Source organism: Paenibacillus gorillae (assembly GCF_000513275.1).
Classification (GTDB): Bacteria; Bacillota; Bacilli; order Paenibacillales; family Paenibacillaceae; genus Pristimantibacillus; species Pristimantibacillus gorillae.
Genome location: NZ_CBVJ010000126.1, coordinates 1 through 18,816, shown reverse-complemented (window position 1 = coordinate 18,816; position 18,816 = coordinate 1). Strand labels below are relative to the sequence as shown.

The following is an 18,816-nucleotide window of genomic DNA, read 5'->3' as shown; positions in this document are numbered from 1 at the left end:
TTGTATTCGGCAACCATTTTTGGGACAATAGGCAGTAGCAGATTGGCAACAGATGAAAAGAGGATTATTCATGAGTAAATCATCCCTATATGGATTAACATTAGAGCAGCTTACCGGGTGGCTGGAGGAGCGCGGACACCGTAAGTTTCGTGCGACGCAAGTATGGGATTGGCTGTACCGCAAGCGCGTGACGGACTTTGCGGCGATGACCGACGTCAATGCTGATTGTCTGGCGCTGCTGGAAGAGCATTTTGTGCTCCGAACAATGGAAGAGCATGTGAAGCAGGAATCGGTCGACGGCACGATCAAGTTTCTGTTCAAGCTGCAGGATGGCAATCTGATCGAAACGGTACTGATGCGCCATAAGTTTGGGTTGTCGGTATGCGTGACGACGCAGGTCGGCTGCAACATCGGCTGCAGCTTCTGCGCGAGCGGCCTATTGAAGAAAAGCCGTGACTTGTCGGCTGGTGAGATTGTAGAGCAGATCATGAAGGCGCAGCTGCATCTCGATCAAGCGGGTGAAGGAGACAGGGTCAGCCACATCGTTGTTATGGGCATCGGAGAACCATTCGACAATATGACGAATATGATCAATTTCTTGACCGTCGTTAAGGATCATAAGGGGCTGGCGATCGGGGCTAGACATATCACCGTCTCTACGAGTGGTCTGGCTGATAAAATCTATGCTTTCACGGATATGAACACAGGAGTGAATCTGGCGGTATCCTTGCATGCGCCAAATAACGAGCTGCGGTCGCGAATCATGGTCATAAACCGGGCATATCCGCTCGAGAAGCTGATGCCGGCGATTGATTATTATCTGGAGAAGACGCGCCGGCGGATTACGCTGGAGTACATTTTGCTCAAGGATGTCAATGACGGCCGGGAACAAGCGCTGGAGCTGGTAGAGTTGATCAGCGAAGGCGATCGCAAATCGCTTGTGAATGTGAATCTTATCCCGTACAATCCGGTTGATGAGCACAGTCAATATCAGCGGAGCGAGCAGGAATCGATTAAGGCGTTCTACGATGTGATGAAAAAGAACGGTATCAGCGTCAGCGTCAGACTGGAGCATGGCACGGATATCGATGCGGCTTGCGGCCAGCTGCGAAGCAAGCAATTGAAGAAGAGTGCAGGTTAACGTCTGTCAATAAAATAGGTTGCCAAGCGAGGCGGCAGATCCGATTTCACATCGGTTTTGCCGTCTTTTTATGCGGGTTTGGCAAGTCGATTGACGGGACAAAAATGAATGACTACAATGATGAAAACTAACCGAGAATCCACTCGCATTCCACACCATTCGGAAAAAAAGAGGAGCATAGGTCATGTCCTATCTATCTATGAATACATGGAGTCTTCATCGCCATCTCGGTCCGCTTCGCTGGACGTATTGGGATGCAGCAGCACAAACGCACGGCATTCACATTGATCCGCAGCCGGAGCTGACGACACTTCTGGAGCTGCCGGGGATGCTGGCAGAGAAGGGTTTTGGAGCGGTTGATATTTGCCATTTCAACTTCCCGCGCACGGATGCCGGCTATTTGCTGCAATTAAGACAGGCGTTTGAACAAAGCAAGATTGCATTTCACACCCTGCTGCTCGATTACGGCGATATTTCATCTGCCGATGAAGTGCGAAGCAGTGCTGATATGAAGCTCGCCAAGGAATGGATCGATATTGCATCGCAGGCGGGAGCAGAGCGTATCCGTATTGTGGCTGGGGAATCGCCATCTACGGATGCGGCGGCACTGGAACGTGCCGGCAAGAAATTGCTGGAGCTGGCGGCCTATGCCAAAGAGCGGAACGTTCGCGTCATTACGGAAAACTTCAAGCCGCTAACCTTAACGGCTGCGAATTGCCTGGCGCTGGCGGACAAAGGTGCGGGAGAAATCGGAATGATCGGCGATTTCGGCAATTTCGAGCGGTCAATCCGTCACGAGGAGCTGGCAGCGCTGCTGCCGATTTGTGAGAATGTACACGCCAAACCGGAATTCAATGCGGACGGAATACCGGAGGAAGTTGAATTTGGAAGGAATTTACGAATATTGGCCGATATCCAGTACAAAGGACCTATAGCTCTGGTTTATGACGGACCAGGTGATATGTGGGAAGGTGTGCAGCGGGTAAGAGCGGTTGTAGAGCGCTGTCTGGCGCAATAACATAGAGGGCTTAGGCTTGCATACAGCCGGTTGTATATACATGCAAAGAAGATGAGGCATCCGTTCAACGGTTAGCCTCATCTTTTTATTTTTGTGTCCACAGTACCGTTGCAAATGCTCGAATTCACCAGCAATAACCGAATAGACATAGGACTTTAGATAGAATTGATAGATATAGATACAAAGTCTCACTTCGAGTATGGATAATTATTCTATAATAGTAGTATAAAAGTTCGACATATTCTGACATTTTTCTAACGGGGTGAATAGAAGCGATGATTTCTCCTTTTTTTAAGAAAAAGGATTCAGCGGCGAGCGCGCCGGATCAAGAGGCAAGGGCAACCTCTGTAAGTGATCCGGGTTTGCAGAGTATCGAGCCGGGCACAGATGAGGTCGAGCAAACGGAATCGGCTGCAGAGCTATTTGCGGTCATGAGCAGTTCCAGTAAAGCCAATTTGGATAAAAAATCGTTGGACCTGATATTCTCGGTCGAACAAATAATCCAGGCTAGACAGCATTCGGATCGGAACATCCATGAGCTTCAGGATCGTCTGAACCATGCCAACAACCATGTAGACCGGTTGAACCGCGACGTTAAGAATCTCAATAAAGTCATTGAGGAGCGCGAGAAGAACATTTTGGAGCTGGAGAACAAGCTGATCGAGAAAAACTTGAAGGTCGATCAGGTAATGGAGGATTACCGCGAGCTGCAGACGCAAATGTCCGGTGAGACCGAGGAGTTGAAGGCGGTCATCGATCTGGAGCAGCAAAAGTACAGCAGCTTGATGCAGAAGCATAATGAAACGCAGGCGGAGCGGAATAAGCGAATTAATGAGCTGGAGGAGCGCATTAGCCGGCTTGAAGCGGAGGGCAACCATCTTCGCCAGAAATACGAGACGACCCGCCAGGAGAAAGCTTATTTGGCGAACATGATTCAGGACTTCACTAATCGCATGTCGATGCCGTTCGCGAATCAGGCGAATTCGGCCGTGGACAGCAGCGGAGACAATTAAAGGAGAATCAACATGAGACGCGGCAGGAGGAAGTCCATACACCATGGAGACGAATAAAATCCGAATGATCGAGCTCTTATCTCTGCGACAGGAGCCGGATCATTATCGAATGGAGCTATGCGTCACGGCAAGTGAAGAACGCAACAGGTTCGTACTCGACATCGATGAGCATACCTTCCATCAGCTTTCCGCTGCCGTTCCCCGAACGGGCGAGCGAGTCAGGCTGTCGCTGTATCCCAAATGGGATGCTTTCGGTAAACGGTTCAACAGCAGTCTGACAAAGGTTAATCGCGATACAAGTCTTCATTTTCCTTTTACTTGTACCAAATGTTATGTAAAACAGCTGGAGTCGGCTATGCGTGAAGAGGCTCTCTCCGTGCAAGAAGAGCATCGTGCAAGTGTAAGTACAACACCTAATGCCGGTCAGAAGCAGTCCTCGGAAAAGGTTCATTTTCGCCTGTTAGGCAAGCGATTTCGTTACATTGCAGCGAGACTGGCCGTATTTACGATTATTTTATGCCTTGCAAGCATTACGATGAATCGTGAGCTGTTTGAGGATTATTCTGATCCGCTAAGCCACCGGGTTATAGCGGCAAGCTCTAACGAAACGTTGACTGAACCAAGTCCGGCCCCTTGGACTTTTGGCCCTGGTATCGTGCAAGCCGCTTCATGGAGCGGTTGGAACGAGAAGCCGCTGGTTGAATCTATGCGTTCAGCTAAGCAGGACGAAGAGAAAATCCAGCCTGCAGAACCGGAAAAGAAGCTGAGCTATGAGGTCGTGCAGCTCCCGGCCGATAAATTGCAGTACAGCTTGCCAAAGGGTTATGTCGCTTTGACCTTCGATGACGGTCCTTCCGTTTATACGGAGCAAATCGTCGATATTTTGAAGGAGAATGATGTTGCAGCAACCTTCCTGTTCATTGGGAAAAATGCGAAGCGGAAGCAAGAAGCCGCCGCTTATGCTAGTGAGCAAGGGATGGTAGTGGGCAATCACTCCTGGTCTCACAGCGACTTGTCGCAAGCGGAAAGCGAGAAAGCATTGATTGAGCTGAAGCGGACCAATGAGCTGCTGGAGGAAATAACGGGAGATCCGACGACGATTTTTCGCCCGCCTTATGGTGCGGTTTCTAACGAGCTGAAGGCTCAGGTTAAGCAGCTGGGGATGAAGACGCTGATGTGGAACCGCGATCCGGAGGACTGGAGTGTCAAAAGTGCGGCGGACATCGTGAAATACTTCCACCAGACGAATCCTTCCGGCGGCATTTATGTTCTGCATGAGAAGAAGATCACGGCGGAGGCTCTACCGGAAATTATCGACTATTTGAAAAAGAAGAAGCTGAAATTTGCTGTTTTTGAATAACAGGTTAGAACGCCGCCGGCCATTGGTCCGGCGGTGTTTTTTTTATCCCGGGTTATTCATGTATGAAAAGGAGGATTTTGCTCACAATAAACCCATCTGTTCCCTTATTTACAAAAAAGGAGGATTATGGATGAAATTTCGTTGGATGAACATGATGCTGTCACTCGGTCTGTCCGCAACGCTATTGCTTTCGGTTGCAGCTATGCCTGCCGCGGCTCACGCGGAGAAGGGCCATCATACGCGCGAGCATAAAGCTTGCTTGAGCCCTAAGGCGGTAACTCTGGTGCAGCAATTGCAGAAGCTATGGATTGAGCACGCGCTCTGGACGAAGAACTTTGTTGTGAGCAGCTTGGAGGGTTTAGCCGATAAGGATCAACAGCTGGCGAGGCTGCTTCGCAATCAGCAGGATATTGGCAATGCGATTAAGCCATATTATGGCGAAGAAGCTGGCAATAAGCTTGCGAAGCTGCTGACAGAGCATATTGTAACGGCCGGGAAGGTCGTAGGCGCGATGGTAAGCGGCAATGAGAGCGATCTGCAGAAGTATAACAAAGAGTGGTATGCCAATGCAGATGAAATTGCAGCATTTCTAAGCAGCCTTAACCCGAATTGGGATCAAAACCAATTGAAGGATATGCTGCATATGCATCTGCAGCTTCTTACCGAGGATGTTGCAGCTTATCATCAGAAGGAATGGGAGAAATCGATTCAACTCTTCGATAAGAATGAAGATCATCTCATTCAATTGGCTAATGTTCTTGCCGAAGGCATTCTGAAGCAATTTCCAAATCAGTTCAAATGAAAAATCTCCGGGCGGCTGAAACAACCGTCCGGAGATTTTTAGTTGATCTAGCCCTGACAGCTAGCCAAGAATATGGTAACCCGAATCGACATGCAGTACTTCGCCGGTTACGCCGCGGGATAATGGGCTGAGCAGGAACATTGTCGCATCGCCAACCTCATCCTGATCGACATTCCGTCTAAGCGGCGCTTTCTCATCCATCGTGGTGACCAGCTCGTTGAAGCCGGCCACTCCGCCTTTTGCAGAAAGCGTCCGGATCGGGCCGGAAGAGATGGCGTTGACACGAATACCAGCCTTGCCCAAGTCCTCGGCCAAGTAGCGGACGCTCGCTTCCAGCGCGGCTTTGGCTACACCCATAACATTATAGTTTTTCATGACGCGCTCCGCACCAAGATAGGTTTGCGTTACGATGCTGCCGCCTTCAGTCATAAGCGGCTTGCAGGCTTTCGCCATCGCAACGAGGGAGTAGGCGCTAATGTCCTGCGCTTGCAGATAGCCTGCGCGGGTCGTGTCGACATATTCGCCTTGCAAATATTCTTTATCGGCAAATGCAACGGAGTGGGCCAGTCCATGAATGACAGGCACTGCCGCTTGAATTTCTTGTGCTGCTGCCTCAATGCTGGCGTCATCCGACACGTCGCAGGATACGCATAGCAGCGGTTTGATGCCGTTCGCTTCCAGCAGCTGCGACAGCTTCTGGAATGACCGCTCTTTCCGGTATGTGAAAATCAAATTCGCGCCTTCGCGATGAAGCGATTTCGCAATTCCCCATGCAATGCTGCGCTCGTTCGCAACACCCATGACGATTATATTTTTTCCTTTCAATATTCCACTCATTTGTACAGCCTCATTTCATGTAGGTTCTCTCACAGCCATGCAGAATCCATCCGCTGCTATATCTATTTAGGTCTATTTTAACACAAGATAATAATACCTGGTACTAATTTGTTGCCGCCTTATACGATGCGCACCTCCGGGCAGGCATTTCTTGTTACGTCCCCGGAGGAAACCAAACATGGCGCAGATCGACCCAGCCCTGCGAATTGAAGGTCACGCCGCGCACGGAGGGCATATAAGCGGTCTGAACCGGCCGTTCATATAAAATATGAAGCTGATGCTCGCGGATCAGCAGTTCTTCAATTTCCTGAAACAGCTGGGCTCTGCGTTCAGAATCAGCTTGCCGGGCAACAGCTTGCAGCCGTTTCTCGATGTCCAGGCGAGTGTGCGGCTCGATGTGTGATGACATCGTCTGGTACAGGTCGAATTGCCGAAGCTGCTCGTCCTGGTCGCGCAGCAGCGAGAAGACGATCAGATCCGATTCCAGCCGGATTGGTCCCTTGAAGGCTTCAACGGAGGCGGTAGCGACGGTGCAGCTATAGCCATGCTTCTCCAGCCGCCCGGCAAGCACCTCGGCATCATGGCGGTAGGGCTCAATCGTCGCGATAGCAATGGAGATAGCATTTGCATGGTGAATGTCATTCCCATCGGACACTTCCGACACGGACGAATCCTCTTGTAAGCAAGCCAGCAGCTTCGCACGCAATTCCGGATCGGACATGACGCCTTCCTTCTGCGTATTGCAGGTTACGAATTTCCGTACGGTCGTGCGGGAGTGAATCTGACTCCAGCCGCCGCTTCCGGCTTCCGCCGGATTATGGATCAAGTGGAATGGGGAGGAGGGCTCAGCGGCTTCCTCTGACAGTCCCCATGGGACATGAACGATTTCGACGCGGTCCAGATGCGCCCGTCCCTGGAAGTAGGAGCCGAAAGCCTCCAGCACGCAGCCGCCATCACTCATCTCGGTTAATTGGAAAGGGCCAGTCCCAATCGGTCTTGAACCAAACAGCTCGCCGAGCTGTCCCAATTCTTTCGGAACTATGGCTGCCCGGCTCGTGCAGAGCAGGGGCAGGAACAGCTCGTTAGGTTCGATCAATTGTATTTCCACCACGTTTGGATGGACGGCGCGGACAGACTGAATCTGCTTGAAAATAACGCTGTACAGCGTCCTGCGCGAAGTGCCGATCAATCGCTCCAGCGTAAAGACGACGTCATCGGCGGTCATGATTTTGCCATTATGGAACAGCACTTCCTTGCGCAAATAGAACGTCCACCGCTTGCGGCTGGCGTCAACCTCCCAAGCATGGGCGACACCCGGCAAGATCTCTTCTGCCCTATGTCCGTCATTAATATCAGAGCTCGCAAAGTTCGCCCGGCGAACGAGACCGTCGAAGACGTGGCTGGCTACGAATGATTCCGCCAGCAGGTTCATAGACAGCGGGTCGGCCGTCTGAAGCTGTTGACGGAGCGGCAGTCTAAGCGTATCTATACGCTTGTTGCTTCTCAGCTCGGTGCTGTGGCCGAAATAGCCGAGCAGCCAGCCCTGTACATGCTCTTGCAGCGCTGCGGAACGCACATGCCCTTGCAATTGTGCAAGCGAACGACCGATAGCATGACGGTTGGTCTCCATTGCCTTCAGCATGGATTGCGACGCGATTTCCTCGGGCGCAGCGATAAAGCGCAGTGTGGACCGGCGTCCCCTGCCGCGGCTGGAAATCCATTCAACCCAGCCGTGCTCCACCATGCTGCGGATGACATTCATCGCATTCCGGTGCGTGCAGTCCAGCGCTCCTGCCAGCTCGTCCAGCGTAAGCTCCGCTTCGGCTTCTGCTCCGTAACGGGAATGCAGTCGCAAATAATGGCCATGCAGCTTCATTCGATTTCAATCTCCTGTCCGGTTATAAAATACGAAACTATTGCTCACGTAATTTCTATTTATCTTCTTATTTTAACATTTACAATGGATGTTAGATAGCATAATAAATGGAGGGAATTGTAATGAGTGAAGAAGTGCCTGTGCTAAAGCCGGATGAAGCTTTTGCAGACCGGAAGGGAGCGATCCGGGTGTTATGGATGGCGCTGGTAACAGCGTGTATTCATCAGTATTTATTTTTCGAGCATTCGTTTGGAATTTCCTATCCGATATTTATCGGCATCTTCTATGCCTTATTGCTCGGAAATGCGAAAGGGAGCATGCGCAGGCTGACGGGTATTGACTACTTTTGCTTCGCGGCTGTCGCTTTGCTTGCTTTGACCTATGTACTGTTCGCTAACCCGATCTTTTACGGATTAAATTTCATTGCGATTCCAGTGCTAATTGCGCTACATACCGTCTACTTGTTTGGTCCGGATAAGGGGAGAGTCTGGTCGGATATCCGGCTCATTTCGGCGACGCTGGAGCAGCTTTTCATTCAAACCTTCGGCCATTGGGCGACCGCATTCTCGCTGCTTCGCTCTACGACCGCAACAAAAATAGACAGCCGTCATAAAAAAACGACGGGCAGTGTGCTCATCGGTCTCGCGATTGCCGGACCGCTGCTGATTATCGTCACGACGCTGCTTGGTTCCGCAGACGGCGTTTTTCAGGGAATCGTGAATGCCATTCCGGATTCATTCGGGAGCTTTTCGATAGGAGAAGGCATCGGCAGGTTCATGTGGATCGTTATTTTGAGTCTTTTATTGTTCGGCTACGTGTGGGGATTTGTTAGGCCCCGTGTATCGCATAGAGCGAGGCTGGCGGCTAATTGGAAGGAAGCTCAGCTGCAGGGAACGGTGCCTTTGCACGCTGCGAAAGCTGGTTCCGCTAGTGTTAAAGCAGATCCGCTCATTATAGCGACTGTGCTTGTTGCGATAAATGCTGTCTATATTTTGTTTGTCGTCATTCAGTTTTCTTATTTATTCGGCATGCTGAACGGCCAGTTGCCGGAAGGAATGACGTATGCAGAGTACGCCAGGGGCGGATTTTTCGAGCTGGTGATCGTGACTTCGATTAATTTTGCCATCATGCTGGGGACGCTTGTCTTTTCCGATCGAAGCCGGGTCATTCTCGCTAAGGTCAATAACGTACTGCTGTATGTGCTCGTCAGCTGCTCAGGCGTCATGCTTGTATCTGCTTATAAGCGGCTAGTACTCTATGAGCAAGCCTACGGCTATACCTATATTCGTTTTCTAGTGCATGCTTTTATGATTTACTTGGCAGTTCTTCTTCTTATAGCCGGACTGCGTATTGCGATATCGCGTATTCCGCTGGCCCGATTCTATATCGTGATTAGTATTGCTGCCTATGTGCTGATCAATTATATCGGGATGGACCGGATGATTGCAGAGCGCAACATCGAGCGATTTAATAGTACCGCCACGATTACGGACATTTCCTATTTGGATGAGCTATCGGCTGACGTCGTTCCTCTGCTCATTGAATACGCAGATAAGCATCCCGAATTGGAAAAGGGCTTGAAGCACAGAGAGGAAGAGCTTCAGAACAGAGACCACAGCTGGCAGTCTTACAATTGGGCGAAGGCGCGTGCGCAGCGGCAGTTGAACCAGCATTTTTCCTCCAATTAAACATGAAGCAGCCGCCTTCTCCTGGAGAGAAGGCGGCTGCTCTCGGTTAAATGAACTTGCGCAGAATAGCGTCTACTCTTTTGCGGTTGCTAATGAAGTTTTTCCGCCTCAGCAGACGCTGATTAAGCGTATTTCGCTGATGGACAACGACCAGGTAGTTGCGCCTTCCCTTTCGGGTCAATATTTCATGCTTATGCTTGACCACTGCGGGATGGCCGCCTTTGATTTTATATCGTTTTCCATTAAAATAATCTGCGCTCTTATAGATCCAGGTATAGAAGGGCGGAGAGGTCTTCTTGACCGGAGAAATCCGGTGACGAAGGCTGTCATAGATGTAGCCAAGCTGGTTGACGAGCGCGCGCGTTCCTTCTCTGGGCTTCGCTGCATGCAGCTGTTGAATCAGCGTCTTGCTGTAGGTGTCGTCGCAGTCAAGCCGGACGAGATATAGCCATTTGGCGTCGCCCGCCAGTTCTTTTTGCGCTTCGATATATTGCTCTTCCGGCACGAAACGAATATTGTCCGGCAGCGGCTCATGCTTCTCCAGCGTTTTTTGAATGAGCTCCTCCGTAACGGATGCATAACGAATAAGCGCAGTGAACTGCTGATTAGTTTGCTTTTTCAAGCTATTCATCGTATATTTCATAAACACATTCATCCGGTATTCAATCCATGCCTCTGTTAGTCCAACCTTATATGGACCGCCTCGGGTGGAGCGGTTGTTGAATTCAATGCCGACGATGATGACCCTTTTTGCCATAGCGGAGCGAACGCCCTCCTTCTGTTCTTTGCTCCAGCATATTCAGCCGTAAAACGGTGGTGAAGACAGCATAGGGGCGAAACTGCGGGAAATGGGCATAATAACCATATAAAGGTTGACGCAGCAGCTGTGACAATAGTAGTTTAATGAATAGCGGCAAAGCTTGGCAGGCTGCGGAATGAATGTTGGATAGAAGATGGAGGCGAATGCGATGACAGAGCAAGCGAACGAACAAGTGAATGAGCAAGAGCTGATTCAATACATTGCCGAACAGACGAAATTGGATGTGAAAAGCATTCAGCTCGTACTGAAGCATGAGCAGAAATTTATGGATGGCGCGAAAACGAACGCCAGCGGAGAAGTGGAGATCGACAGCGACGAGCTTGTCGACTACATCGTAGGCCGTCCTGATGTGAAGCTGGACGAATTGAAAGTGGAGTCCATTCTCGACGCGGAGATGGATTACTTCATGGACAAAGGGCTTGCCGGCTATATCGATTAATGAGAAGAACAAGAAGACCTTTCTCGCGCCTTAAGCGCAGGAAGGTCTTCTTTTTATCGTAAATGCAGCAGATCGGGTCTACCGCAGCTTCATTAGCTTCAAAGCAGCAGAAACAAATACTTTTACGCCAATACGCAGTGAATCCTCATCGATCGTAAACCGCGAATGATGATGCGGATAGACAATGCCGGCTGCTTGATTGCCAGCGCCGATATTGAAATAAGTGCCTGGCACACGGTGGATATAAGCTGACATATCATCGGCGGCCATACTTGGTTTTATCGTATAGATCGCATCCTCGCCGACAACCTCCGCCGCCGATTCTGCAACAATGGCCGTCACTTCCTTATTGTTAATCAGTGGACGATAGCCATACGTAAATTGCAGCTCATATTCAGCGCCATGCGCCTCCGTAATGCCGCGGACAATTTGCTCCATGCGGCGCGGCACTTCCTCGCGCAGCTCGGGATCAATACACCGTACCGTCCCGCATAACTCAACGCTGCCGGGAATGACGTTATGCGACTGGCCCCCGGCAAATTTGGTGACGGAGACAACAAGCGGATCAACCGGACTGAAATGGCGGGACGCCAAATGCTGCAGATTCGTTACAACCTGTGCGCCAATCGCGATGGAATCGACGGTCCGATGCGGCTCAGCTGCATGACCGCCTTTGCCTTTGATCGTAATCGTGAAATTGTCTGGCGAAGCGAGCATCGGCCCAGCTACCACGCCAACCTTGCCGACTTGTACCGGCGATTGCAGATGGGCGCCAATGACATAATCGACGCCGTCCAAAACGCCCGCTGCAATCATATCTTCCGCACCGCCCGGAGGCAGCTCCTCCGCATGCTGGAATATAAACCGGACTTCACCTTCCAGCTCCTCCAGCGCGAGATGATCTGTCAGCAGCTTGGCCACGCCAAGTGCAATGGCGGTATGGCCATCGTGGCCGCAGGCATGCATAACACCATCCGTGTTCGACGAGAATGGAAGGCCGGTTTCCTCTTGAATCGGCAGAGCGTCGATATCAGCGCGAATAGCGAGCACCACGCCTGGCCGTTCGCCAATCAATCTTGCCATAACACTGGTCGGAGTAGGCCGGCTGACCGTCAGCTTGCCGAAGGATCGAAGTGTTTCTTCTATATATAGAGCAGTGCTTGCTTCTTTGAAGCTAAGCTCGGGATGCTGATGCAAATAACGTCTCCATGCAATAACTTGCGGATGCTGGGCTTCGGCCAATTTCAGCCATTGCTCTAATAACATGTCATTGCTCTCCTCTCAGTTTCCATGCCGCGATGTTCCGCTCGATTTGCCCCATATGCTTCTCTACATGACTGCAAATAAAGCTGTCGACAATATGCGCGATCGAGATTTTCTCCTCGCCCTTCAAACCGTAACGGAGCCATTGCTCCTCCGTGAGCTTTTTCAGCAAGCTTCCGTTGTATATGGCCAGAGCCTCATAGGCGGTCAGCATGTCCGCAATGGTCGTTTCGTTGAATTGCTGCTGCGACACCCAGCCTTCATGGGCAAAGGTAACGAGCGGCGTTACGGGCTCGGAGATGATTTTACGAATCCGGTAGGAATTGACGATATTGGAGTCGAGCAGATGGCCGACGATTTCGTTGATGCTCCATTTGCCGGGACCGGGCTGCCAGAGCAGCAGTTCTTCGGGCAGTCCTTGAACCTTGTTCCGGATTTTGTCCGTCGTGTGCAAATAGTTTTGAATGGATGTCTCTCTTGTTGCTGTATTCATGCTAGCAGCCTCCTGAATGATGGAATTGGGATAAGGGATGAAAAAAGGCATCGAGGCGGTTCAGCCATAACGATGCCTTCTGGTAACGGTAGAACCTTATTTCAATGCTTCGGTAATAAAGGAGTTGTCATATACTTTGCTGATGTCGACCTTCGTCTTCACGGTGCCTGTCGCTTCGAGAATATCCGCTGTCGATTGCATCGCGCCTTCGATCTCCGGCGATACCGGCTCATTGATATAATGCGTATTCGAGATTAACGTCCGGACAAGCTCAGGATCCATCTTTTTCTCTGTTGCCAGAATGGTGACGGCTTCGTCCATATGACCGGCAACCCATTCAACGGTCTGCTGATACACTTTCAGGTACAATGCAGTTAAATCCGGGTGATCCTTCAAGAACTTGTCGCGGCCAATCATGACGGCTGGAGCGATGAAGCCCATCGTCTTGACGCTCTCCAGAATGCGAGCGCGACCGCCTTGCGTTTCCATCGTTACGAACGGGTCCCAAATCGCCCAAGCGTCTACGTTGCCGGATTGGAAAGCGGGATTCGCTTCATCGGGCTGAAGCTGAACGAGCTTCACATCATCCTCGGATAGGCCGTTTTTCTCTAATGCTTTCACGAGGAAAATATGACCGGAGGAGCCTTTCGCTACTGCAATCGTCTTGCCTTTCAGGTCAGCGATCGATTGGATAGGGCTGTCCGGCTTCACAATGACACTGTTCTGGTTGCCTTCAACACCAGTAACGGAAATGACAGTGAACGGGCTGTCGGCAGCTTTGCCGGTTACGACAGTGCCGTCGCCGATGAAGGAGAAGTCAACGCGATTGGAGACTACGCCTTCGAGCAGCGGTACCGAGCTTTGGAATTCATTCCATTTGACCTCGGCGTTTACTTTGCCAAAGGCCTCCTCGAAGAATCCTTTGTTTTTGGCGATTGTCAGCAGATTGAGTCCGCCGTTGATGGCGATATTTACCGTTACTTTCTCATCTGCCGCCGATTTGCTGGAGCAAGCGGATAAACCTAATAATCCGATAATTACGGAGAGAACGATCAAGCCGGACTTCCATGCCGGAGAGCGTTTAATTGTCATGTTCTGCATTGCTTACAACCCCTTGTCTGCATCATTATGCTTGTGTGTTTGTTATCCAATCGTTCCGGTCGGATATCTGTATTGTATTATTTCCGATTAATCTAGTAAAATAACTATGAAATATATTATCATAACTTCAAGTTATGTGTCAGGGGTGTTCATATGAACCTTGAGCAATTCGAATATATCGCTGCAATCGCACGTACCGGATCGATTACGATTGCCGCCGAGCAGCTTCACGTCAGCCAAGCTGGCATCAGCAAATCGCTGGCAAAGCTGGAGCAGGAGCTGGGCATTACGATTTTCAAACGTTCGCGGCTCGGTACGGTTCCGACTGACCGGGGCAAAATCATTATCGAGAAGGTGTTCGAGATTCTAGCCCGGATGGAGGAGATCCGCGAGCAGTCGCTTGTGAAAAGCTCATTGACCGAGGGCGAGGTTCGGTTCTCGGTTGGTCCGAATTTTATGGCTGTGCTGACCAAGGCAATTATCGCCTTCAAGCGGGATCATCCCAACGTCAAGCTGGAGATTACGTCAAAGAGCACTGAGGAGGTCATCCAGGACTTGAAGGAGGACCGGACGGATCTCGGACTGATCTATCTCGACAACCATAAGCCGGAAGACGTGAAGGATCTGCAGATGAAGACGCTGCATGTATCTCGGATGGTTGTATGCGTCGGCCGGCGCTCCAGTCTGGCGATGAACAAAAGTGTCACGCCGCAGGATTTGCTGGCGCAGCCGTTCGTCAACATCGACGGCGTATTTTCCAACTGGTATTTAGGCGACTTCATGGACAAGTATGGTCAGGTCAACATTTTGTTCACGTCCAACAACATCGAGCTGCTGAAACGGACAATTGCGGAAGGCGCGGCCGTAGGGCTTTTTATCGAGTATGCGATGATGAACGACCCGCTTGTGCTGAACGGGGATATCGTTATGATTCCGCTCGTCAGCCATGAGCCGTCCACGATTTCGCTGGGCTGGGCGCGGCTGGCGAAAAAGCATTTTTCGATCGCCCAGAAGGAGTTTTTGAACTATTTGATCCGCGAATATAACAGCTTCAAGTAGGCGTCCTTGCGGAAGGGCAACCAGCAAAAGGCATATTGACAATCGTTTTGGCCGTCTGCTAATATTCTCCCTAAATTCATTTGGACGATACTTTACATCATGGCAGGGGGGCTTAACATGACTGCAACGGCACTGGAAATGAGTCATTTGAATAAAACGTTTCGCACGGCGGACACGTCTACGCATGTACTCGATGACATCCATCTGAGCTTGAAAAAACAGGAGTTTGTGTCGATTATCGGCCCAAGCGGCTGCGGCAAAAGCACACTGCTCAAAATCGCGGCCGGACTGGATGTCGACTACGAGGGACGGGTACAGCTGAACGGCTCCGACGTGCTGGGTCCAAGCAAGGAGAAGGGCTTTATTTTTCAAGAGCATCGGCTGTTTCCATGGGCTACGGTGGAGAAAAATATTGCTGCGGACCTGTCGCTGAAAAACGGCGAGGTGCGCCGCAGAGTCGACGAGATGATTGAGCTCGTCCGGCTGAAGGGATTTGAGAAGGCTTATCCGAAGCAGCTTTCGGGCGGCATGTCGCAGCGTGTAGCCATTGCCCGGGCGCTTCTTCGCAGCCCTCAAGTGCTGCTGCTGGACGAGCCTTTTGGCGCGCTTGATGCTTTTACCCGCAATCATATGCAGGAGTCGCTGCTCGATATTTGGCGGCAAAACCAGACGTCGATGCTGCTCGTTACGCATGACATCGACGAGGCGATCTTTCTGTCCAATCGCATAGTGGTCATGGATGCCCGTCCCGGCCGGATCAAGGCGGTTATTGCTGTTGATCTTCCGTATCCGAGAAACCGGGTAGGCGTTCCGTTCCAGCAGCTTCGTACACAGGTGCTTGGTGCGCTCAATCATGTGGAAGTTGAGGACGTCAGCTATGAGATATAACGACACTATGAGGAAAGGTCGTCGGTTTCTATGACTGCAAAAGAAAGAACGAAACGCTTTCTGCTAGGCGCTTGTATCCCTGTTGGCGTATTGGTGTTATGGCAGCTGGCCGTAATGAACGGACTCGTCTCCCGCCAGCTGTTCCCGCCTCCAACCTCGATATTCCGCGATTTTTACGATATGCTTTTGTCCGGGGAGCTGCCTCATCATCTCGGAATTAGCGTGCTTCGTGCCATGATCGGATTCTTTGTAGGCGGTGGACTTGGCCTGCTGATCGGCCTTGGTTCAGGTCTGTACAAGCGTGCGGAGCAGGTGCTTGATCCGACGATCCAGATGCTGCGGACCGTACCGCTGCTGGCGATTACGCCGCTGTTCATCCTGTGGTTCGGCTTCGGTGAGCTGTCGAAAATATTGCTCATCGCCATGGGCGCCTTCTTCCCGCTATATGTGAATGCGTTTCTGGGCGTCCGCAACGTCGATTCGAAGCTGTTCGACGTCGCGCGGGTGCTGGAATTCAGCCGTTTTCACCAGCTGACGAAAGTGGTTCTGCCTGCGGCTATGCCGAATATTTTGCTCGGTGTGAGGCTGTCGCTCAGCACGGCGTGGCTGTGCCTGGTCGTTGCGGAATTAATGGGTGCCGATCAAGGAATCGGTTATTTGATCCAAGATGCTCGCTCCTACATGCGCACAGGTGTTGTGTTTGTTGGTATCGTCATTTTTGCCGTCGTCGGCAAACTGACCGACTCGCTCGTCCGCCTCTTGGAAGCGCGTCTGCTGCAATGGCGCGACAGCTACCGGGGATAGCTTGAGTGATGGCTAAGGGATCATCTTCGCTGGGAAAAGCCTATGTTGCCGCGTTGGCCTACTCGGTCATCATCGGCTTTTCGTTCGTTTTCGTGAAATTCGCGCTGCGCTCGGCTAGTCCAATGGATTTGCTGGCGCATCGATTTACTGTCTCTTTTGCAGCAGCAAATGTGTTGTTGCTGGCGGGCTGGGGGCGAGCTCGGTTTACTTGGGCTGGTGTCCTGAACCTGCTGCCGATTGCTGTATTTTATCCTTCTTGCTTTTTTATGTTTCAGTCATGGGGACTGTTCTACCTTTCTTCTTCTGAAGCCGGCATCATTCAAGCGGCAATTCCGATTCTGACGATGGTGCTTGCCGCTATTTTTATCCGGGAACGCTCGACAGGCTGGCAAAAGCTATTTATTCTTCTGTCCGTTTGCGGCGTCGCATTCATTGTAACCATGTCAGGCGGAGAGGGCGGAGGTGGTGGCTGGCGTCTGGCGGGCTATTGCCTGATGTTGATTTCCGCTCTGTCTTCTGCGGCCTATAATGTGATGGCTAGGAAGCTCACGCAGAGTCATAGCGTCACAGAGATGACGTACCTAATGATGGGCGTCGGCTTCGTCGTTTTTAACACAATTGCGGTTTCTCAGCATCTGTCGGCAGGTACGCTGGCGGCGTATTTTGAACCCTTCGCTGAGCCGCGCTTTATCGTGTCAATTTTGTATCTTGGATTGATGTCGTCGCTGCTTACCTCTTATTTGACTAACTATGCCTTAAGCCGAATTCAAGCTTCGCAGATGAGTGTGTTTGTCAATTTGTCCGTTGTTGTAACCATTGGAGCGGGCGTCATTGTACTGGGGGAAGTGCTAGCCTGGTATCATGTGGCTGGAGCTATTCTTATTCTCGGCGGGGTTGTTGGAGCGAACATGAGGGCGCGTAAAAAATGCAAAGCTTTTATAATAGTTAGTTGGAGCTGCTGCCTTAGGCGTGGAAATGCTGGCTGTCGAGTTGAGTCTCGACAGCTTTTTTTGTTGGATGTGTTCGTTTCCTGAGCGCTATTGCACCTGACGCCGATTTTTCCTTAAAAGTCTGGTTATCCGTACGCTGCAACGAATCAAAATGTAAAAGTGCAGGTTGTTCGCCGTTTTATGGGCGATTTATCGCCTCAAAATGCAAATGTGCAGTTTGATTGCGCTAAAACGAGCCATTTGGCTCAAAATGAGCGATTCCAAATGTATTTTTGCATTTTGAAGGCCATTTGGGGCTATATGAGGCTAATCAAAATGTAATTTTACATTTTGATGCGAGTTTATAGTGTGCAGGAAGCTTGATTAGCGTCTAGGGTGTGAATGAAACTTGATTAGACTAGTTTATAGTGTGCCGGAAGTTTGATTTGTCTAGAGTGTGGTGTGCTGACTGTACTGCAAAGTTTGGCGATGTTCGCTGGAACTGCAGAATGTTTAAGCTGGTATTGTGAATATCTTGTTGTAAAGCAGCCGTCTGCGGGCGGCTTTTTTTGCGTGTATTTGGCGGTATTGAGTAGATTTTTTGAAATTGAAGCAGAAATCCGTAATGAAATTGGGATGATGGGAAATAGTAAGCATTGTTGTAAAAGAAATATCAACTCAGAGAAGGATGGTGTCTGTTTGCATGAAATGGGATTGGAGCATTCTCTCCCGAGAGAAAAATAAAAAACCTCGCCGGACAATGGGCAAGGTAATCGGGGCGCTGTTACTCGCGTTGACTTTAGCAGTAAGTATGCCGCATACAACACTGGCAGTAGGCAAAGGCGCTAAAGGACCGGATGTCTATGTCATCCAAGGCATGCTGAAATCAGTAGGCAGCTATTCCGGGCCAATTAACGGCAAATACGATGCTCTGACTGTAAAAGGTGTTAAGCATTATCAAAAAACACACGGCCTTAAGGTAACCGGATCAGTGGATAATAAAACCTTCCAGGCTATTACTTACTCGTATGGCAAAGCGAAATTCCCTTCGGCTGTGAAGAGCCAAGGTACAGGCAAAGGAAAAGGGCTAGGTAAAGGTAAAGGCGGCGGTAAAGCTGGAGCTGGAGGCGGCGGCAAAGCCGGTGCGGGAGCTGGTGGCGGCGCAGGCGGCGGAGCTGGTGGCGGTGCAGGCGGCGGAGCTGGTGGCGGAGCAGGTGGCGGTGCAGGCGGCGGTGCAGGCGGCGGTGCAGGCGGCGGAGCTGGTGGCGGTGCAGGCGGCGGAGCT

At 50.8% G+C, this 18,816-nt stretch carries 18 protein-coding genes; 12 read left to right on the top strand and 6 right to left on the bottom strand.

Annotation, left to right across the window (positions count from 1 at the left end):
- Positions 1 to 70: 70 nt before the first annotated feature.
- From rlmN to TY10_RS23800, 5 genes are all read left to right on the top strand, one after another.
- Positions 71 to 1,141 (top strand): dual-specificity RNA methyltransferase RlmN, encoded by a 1,071-nt coding sequence (gene rlmN / locus TY10_RS23820; RefSeq protein ID WP_042169249.1) that lies wholly within the window; start codon positions 71 to 73, stop codon positions 1,139 to 1,141.
- Between the two features lie 184 nt (positions 1,142 to 1,325).
- Positions 1,326 to 2,159, top strand: a complete 834-nt coding sequence (locus tag TY10_RS23815) for a sugar phosphate isomerase/epimerase family protein (protein ID WP_042169247.1) — start codon at positions 1,326 to 1,328, stop codon at positions 2,157 to 2,159.
- 275 nt (positions 2,160 to 2,434) lie between these two features.
- Complete coding sequence (locus tag TY10_RS23810) at positions 2,435 to 3,172, top strand: hypothetical protein (RefSeq protein WP_042169245.1); 738 nt, start codon at positions 2,435 to 2,437, stop codon at positions 3,170 to 3,172.
- Positions 3,173 to 3,215: 43 nt separating this feature from the next.
- The gene (locus TY10_RS29195) at positions 3,216 to 4,532 is read left to right on the top strand and encodes a polysaccharide deacetylase family protein (RefSeq protein WP_052350741.1); all 1,317 of its coding nucleotides are present in this window, start codon (positions 3,216 to 3,218) and stop codon (positions 4,530 to 4,532) included.
- A 130-nt stretch (positions 4,533 to 4,662) separates the two neighbouring features.
- On the top strand, positions 4,663 to 5,334 hold the full coding sequence (locus TY10_RS23800) for a hypothetical protein (RefSeq protein ID WP_052350740.1): 672 nt from the start codon (positions 4,663 to 4,665) through the stop codon (positions 5,332 to 5,334).
- A 60-nt stretch (positions 5,335 to 5,394) separates the two neighbouring features.
- On the opposite strand, the gene fabI is transcribed toward TY10_RS23800, so the two are convergent.
- Together fabI and TY10_RS23790 are read right to left on the bottom strand one after the other, a co-directional pair.
- Positions 5,395 to 6,171, bottom strand: a complete 777-nt coding sequence (fabI, locus tag TY10_RS23795; protein WP_042169242.1) for an enoyl-ACP reductase FabI — start codon at positions 6,169 to 6,171, stop codon at positions 5,395 to 5,397.
- Between the two features lie 154 nt (positions 6,172 to 6,325).
- Positions 6,326 to 8,047, bottom strand: a complete 1,722-nt coding sequence (locus TY10_RS23790; protein ID WP_042169239.1) for an ABC transporter substrate-binding protein — start codon at positions 8,045 to 8,047, stop codon at positions 6,326 to 6,328.
- A gap of 122 nt (positions 8,048 to 8,169) precedes the next feature.
- On the opposite strand from TY10_RS23790, the gene TY10_RS23785 reads away from it, so the two are divergent.
- On the top strand, positions 8,170 to 9,735 hold the full coding sequence (locus tag TY10_RS23785; protein ID WP_052350739.1) for a DUF4153 domain-containing protein: 1,566 nt from the start codon (positions 8,170 to 8,172) through the stop codon (positions 9,733 to 9,735).
- Between the two features lie 46 nt (positions 9,736 to 9,781).
- Here the strand turns inward: TY10_RS23785 and TY10_RS23780 are convergent, their stop codons facing one another.
- Positions 9,782 to 10,492, bottom strand: a complete 711-nt coding sequence (locus tag TY10_RS23780; protein WP_052350738.1) for a glycosyltransferase — start codon at positions 10,490 to 10,492, stop codon at positions 9,782 to 9,784.
- A gap of 211 nt (positions 10,493 to 10,703) precedes the next feature.
- On the opposite strand from TY10_RS23780, the gene TY10_RS23775 reads away from it, so the two are divergent.
- Complete coding sequence (locus TY10_RS23775) at positions 10,704 to 10,994, top strand: hypothetical protein (protein WP_042169236.1); 291 nt, start codon at positions 10,704 to 10,706, stop codon at positions 10,992 to 10,994.
- A gap of 78 nt (positions 10,995 to 11,072) precedes the next feature.
- Here TY10_RS23775 and TY10_RS23770 read toward each other — a convergent pair whose 3' ends face one another.
- The 3 genes from TY10_RS23770 to TY10_RS23760 all read right to left on the bottom strand — a co-directional run bounded on the left by TY10_RS23770 (position 11,073) and on the right by TY10_RS23760 (position 13,851).
- A complete protein-coding gene (locus TY10_RS23770; protein WP_042169233.1) occupies positions 11,073 to 12,260 on the bottom strand; it encodes an amidohydrolase in 1,188 nt (395 codons plus the stop codon).
- Between the two features lies 1 nt (position 12,261).
- Positions 12,262 to 12,750, bottom strand: a complete 489-nt coding sequence (locus TY10_RS23765) for a DinB family protein (protein ID WP_042169231.1) — start codon at positions 12,748 to 12,750, stop codon at positions 12,262 to 12,264.
- Between the two features lie 96 nt (positions 12,751 to 12,846).
- The gene (locus TY10_RS23760) at positions 12,847 to 13,851 is read right to left on the bottom strand and encodes an ABC transporter substrate-binding protein (RefSeq protein ID WP_081735462.1); all 1,005 of its coding nucleotides are present in this window, start codon (positions 13,849 to 13,851) and stop codon (positions 12,847 to 12,849) included.
- 153 nt (positions 13,852 to 14,004) lie between these two features.
- On the opposite strand from TY10_RS23760, the gene TY10_RS23755 reads away from it, so the two are divergent.
- From TY10_RS23755 to TY10_RS23735, 5 genes are all read left to right on the top strand, one after another.
- Positions 14,005 to 14,910, top strand: a complete 906-nt coding sequence (locus TY10_RS23755) for a LysR family transcriptional regulator (protein ID WP_042169228.1) — start codon at positions 14,005 to 14,007, stop codon at positions 14,908 to 14,910.
- Positions 14,911 to 15,027: 117 nt separating this feature from the next.
- Positions 15,028 to 15,798, top strand: a complete 771-nt coding sequence (locus TY10_RS23750) for an ABC transporter ATP-binding protein (RefSeq protein ID WP_042169225.1) — start codon at positions 15,028 to 15,030, stop codon at positions 15,796 to 15,798.
- Positions 15,799 to 15,828: 30 nt separating this feature from the next.
- Positions 15,829 to 16,602: an ABC transporter permease gene (locus TY10_RS23745; RefSeq protein ID WP_042169220.1), complete on the top strand. Its 774-nt coding sequence runs from the start codon at positions 15,829 to 15,831 to the stop codon at positions 16,600 to 16,602.
- Between the two features lie 8 nt (positions 16,603 to 16,610).
- Positions 16,611 to 17,636, top strand: coding sequence for a DMT family transporter (locus TY10_RS23740; RefSeq protein ID WP_063510462.1), 1,026 nt, complete (start codon positions 16,611 to 16,613; stop codon positions 17,634 to 17,636).
- A 598-nt stretch (positions 17,637 to 18,234) separates the two neighbouring features.
- Positions 18,235 to 18,816: peptidoglycan-binding domain-containing protein (locus TY10_RS23735; protein ID WP_162160678.1), on the top strand; the 582-nt coding region annotated here is incomplete at its 3' end.

Coding starts and splice junctions, on each gene's coding strand:
- TY10_RS23760 (WP_081735462.1), bottom strand. CDS start 13,851: ATGCAGAACATGACAATTAAACGCTCTCCGGCATGGAAGTCCGGCTTG.
- TY10_RS29195 (WP_052350741.1), top strand. CDS start 3,216: ATGGAGACGAATAAAATCCGAATGATCGAGCTCTTATCTCTGCGACAG.
- TY10_RS23755 (WP_042169228.1), top strand. CDS start 14,005: ATGAACCTTGAGCAATTCGAATATATCGCTGCAATCGCACGTACCGGA.
- TY10_RS23740 (WP_063510462.1), top strand. CDS start 16,611: ATGGCTAAGGGATCATCTTCGCTGGGAAAAGCCTATGTTGCCGCGTTG.
- TY10_RS23775 (WP_042169236.1), top strand. CDS start 10,704: ATGACAGAGCAAGCGAACGAACAAGTGAATGAGCAAGAGCTGATTCAA.
- TY10_RS23750 (WP_042169225.1), top strand. CDS start 15,028: ATGACTGCAACGGCACTGGAAATGAGTCATTTGAATAAAACGTTTCGC.
- fabI (WP_042169242.1), bottom strand. CDS start 6,171: ATGAGTGGAATATTGAAAGGAAAAAATATAATCGTCATGGGTGTTGCG.
- TY10_RS23800 (WP_052350740.1), top strand. CDS start 4,663: ATGAAATTTCGTTGGATGAACATGATGCTGTCACTCGGTCTGTCCGCA.
- TY10_RS23815 (WP_042169247.1), top strand. CDS start 1,326: ATGTCCTATCTATCTATGAATACATGGAGTCTTCATCGCCATCTCGGT.
- TY10_RS23780 (WP_052350738.1), bottom strand. CDS start 10,492: ATGGCAAAAAGGGTCATCATCGTCGGCATTGAATTCAACAACCGCTCC.
- TY10_RS23770 (WP_042169233.1), bottom strand. CDS start 12,260: ATGTTATTAGAGCAATGGCTGAAATTGGCCGAAGCCCAGCATCCGCAA.
- rlmN (WP_042169249.1), top strand. CDS start 71: ATGAGTAAATCATCCCTATATGGATTAACATTAGAGCAGCTTACCGGG.
- TY10_RS23745 (WP_042169220.1), top strand. CDS start 15,829: ATGACTGCAAAAGAAAGAACGAAACGCTTTCTGCTAGGCGCTTGTATC.
- TY10_RS23765 (WP_042169231.1), bottom strand. CDS start 12,750: ATGAATACAGCAACAAGAGAGACATCCATTCAAAACTATTTGCACACG.
- TY10_RS23810 (WP_042169245.1), top strand. CDS start 2,435: ATGATTTCTCCTTTTTTTAAGAAAAAGGATTCAGCGGCGAGCGCGCCG.
- TY10_RS23790 (WP_042169239.1), bottom strand. CDS start 8,047: ATGAAGCTGCATGGCCATTATTTGCGACTGCATTCCCGTTACGGAGCA.
- TY10_RS23785 (WP_052350739.1), top strand. CDS start 8,170: ATGAGTGAAGAAGTGCCTGTGCTAAAGCCGGATGAAGCTTTTGCAGAC.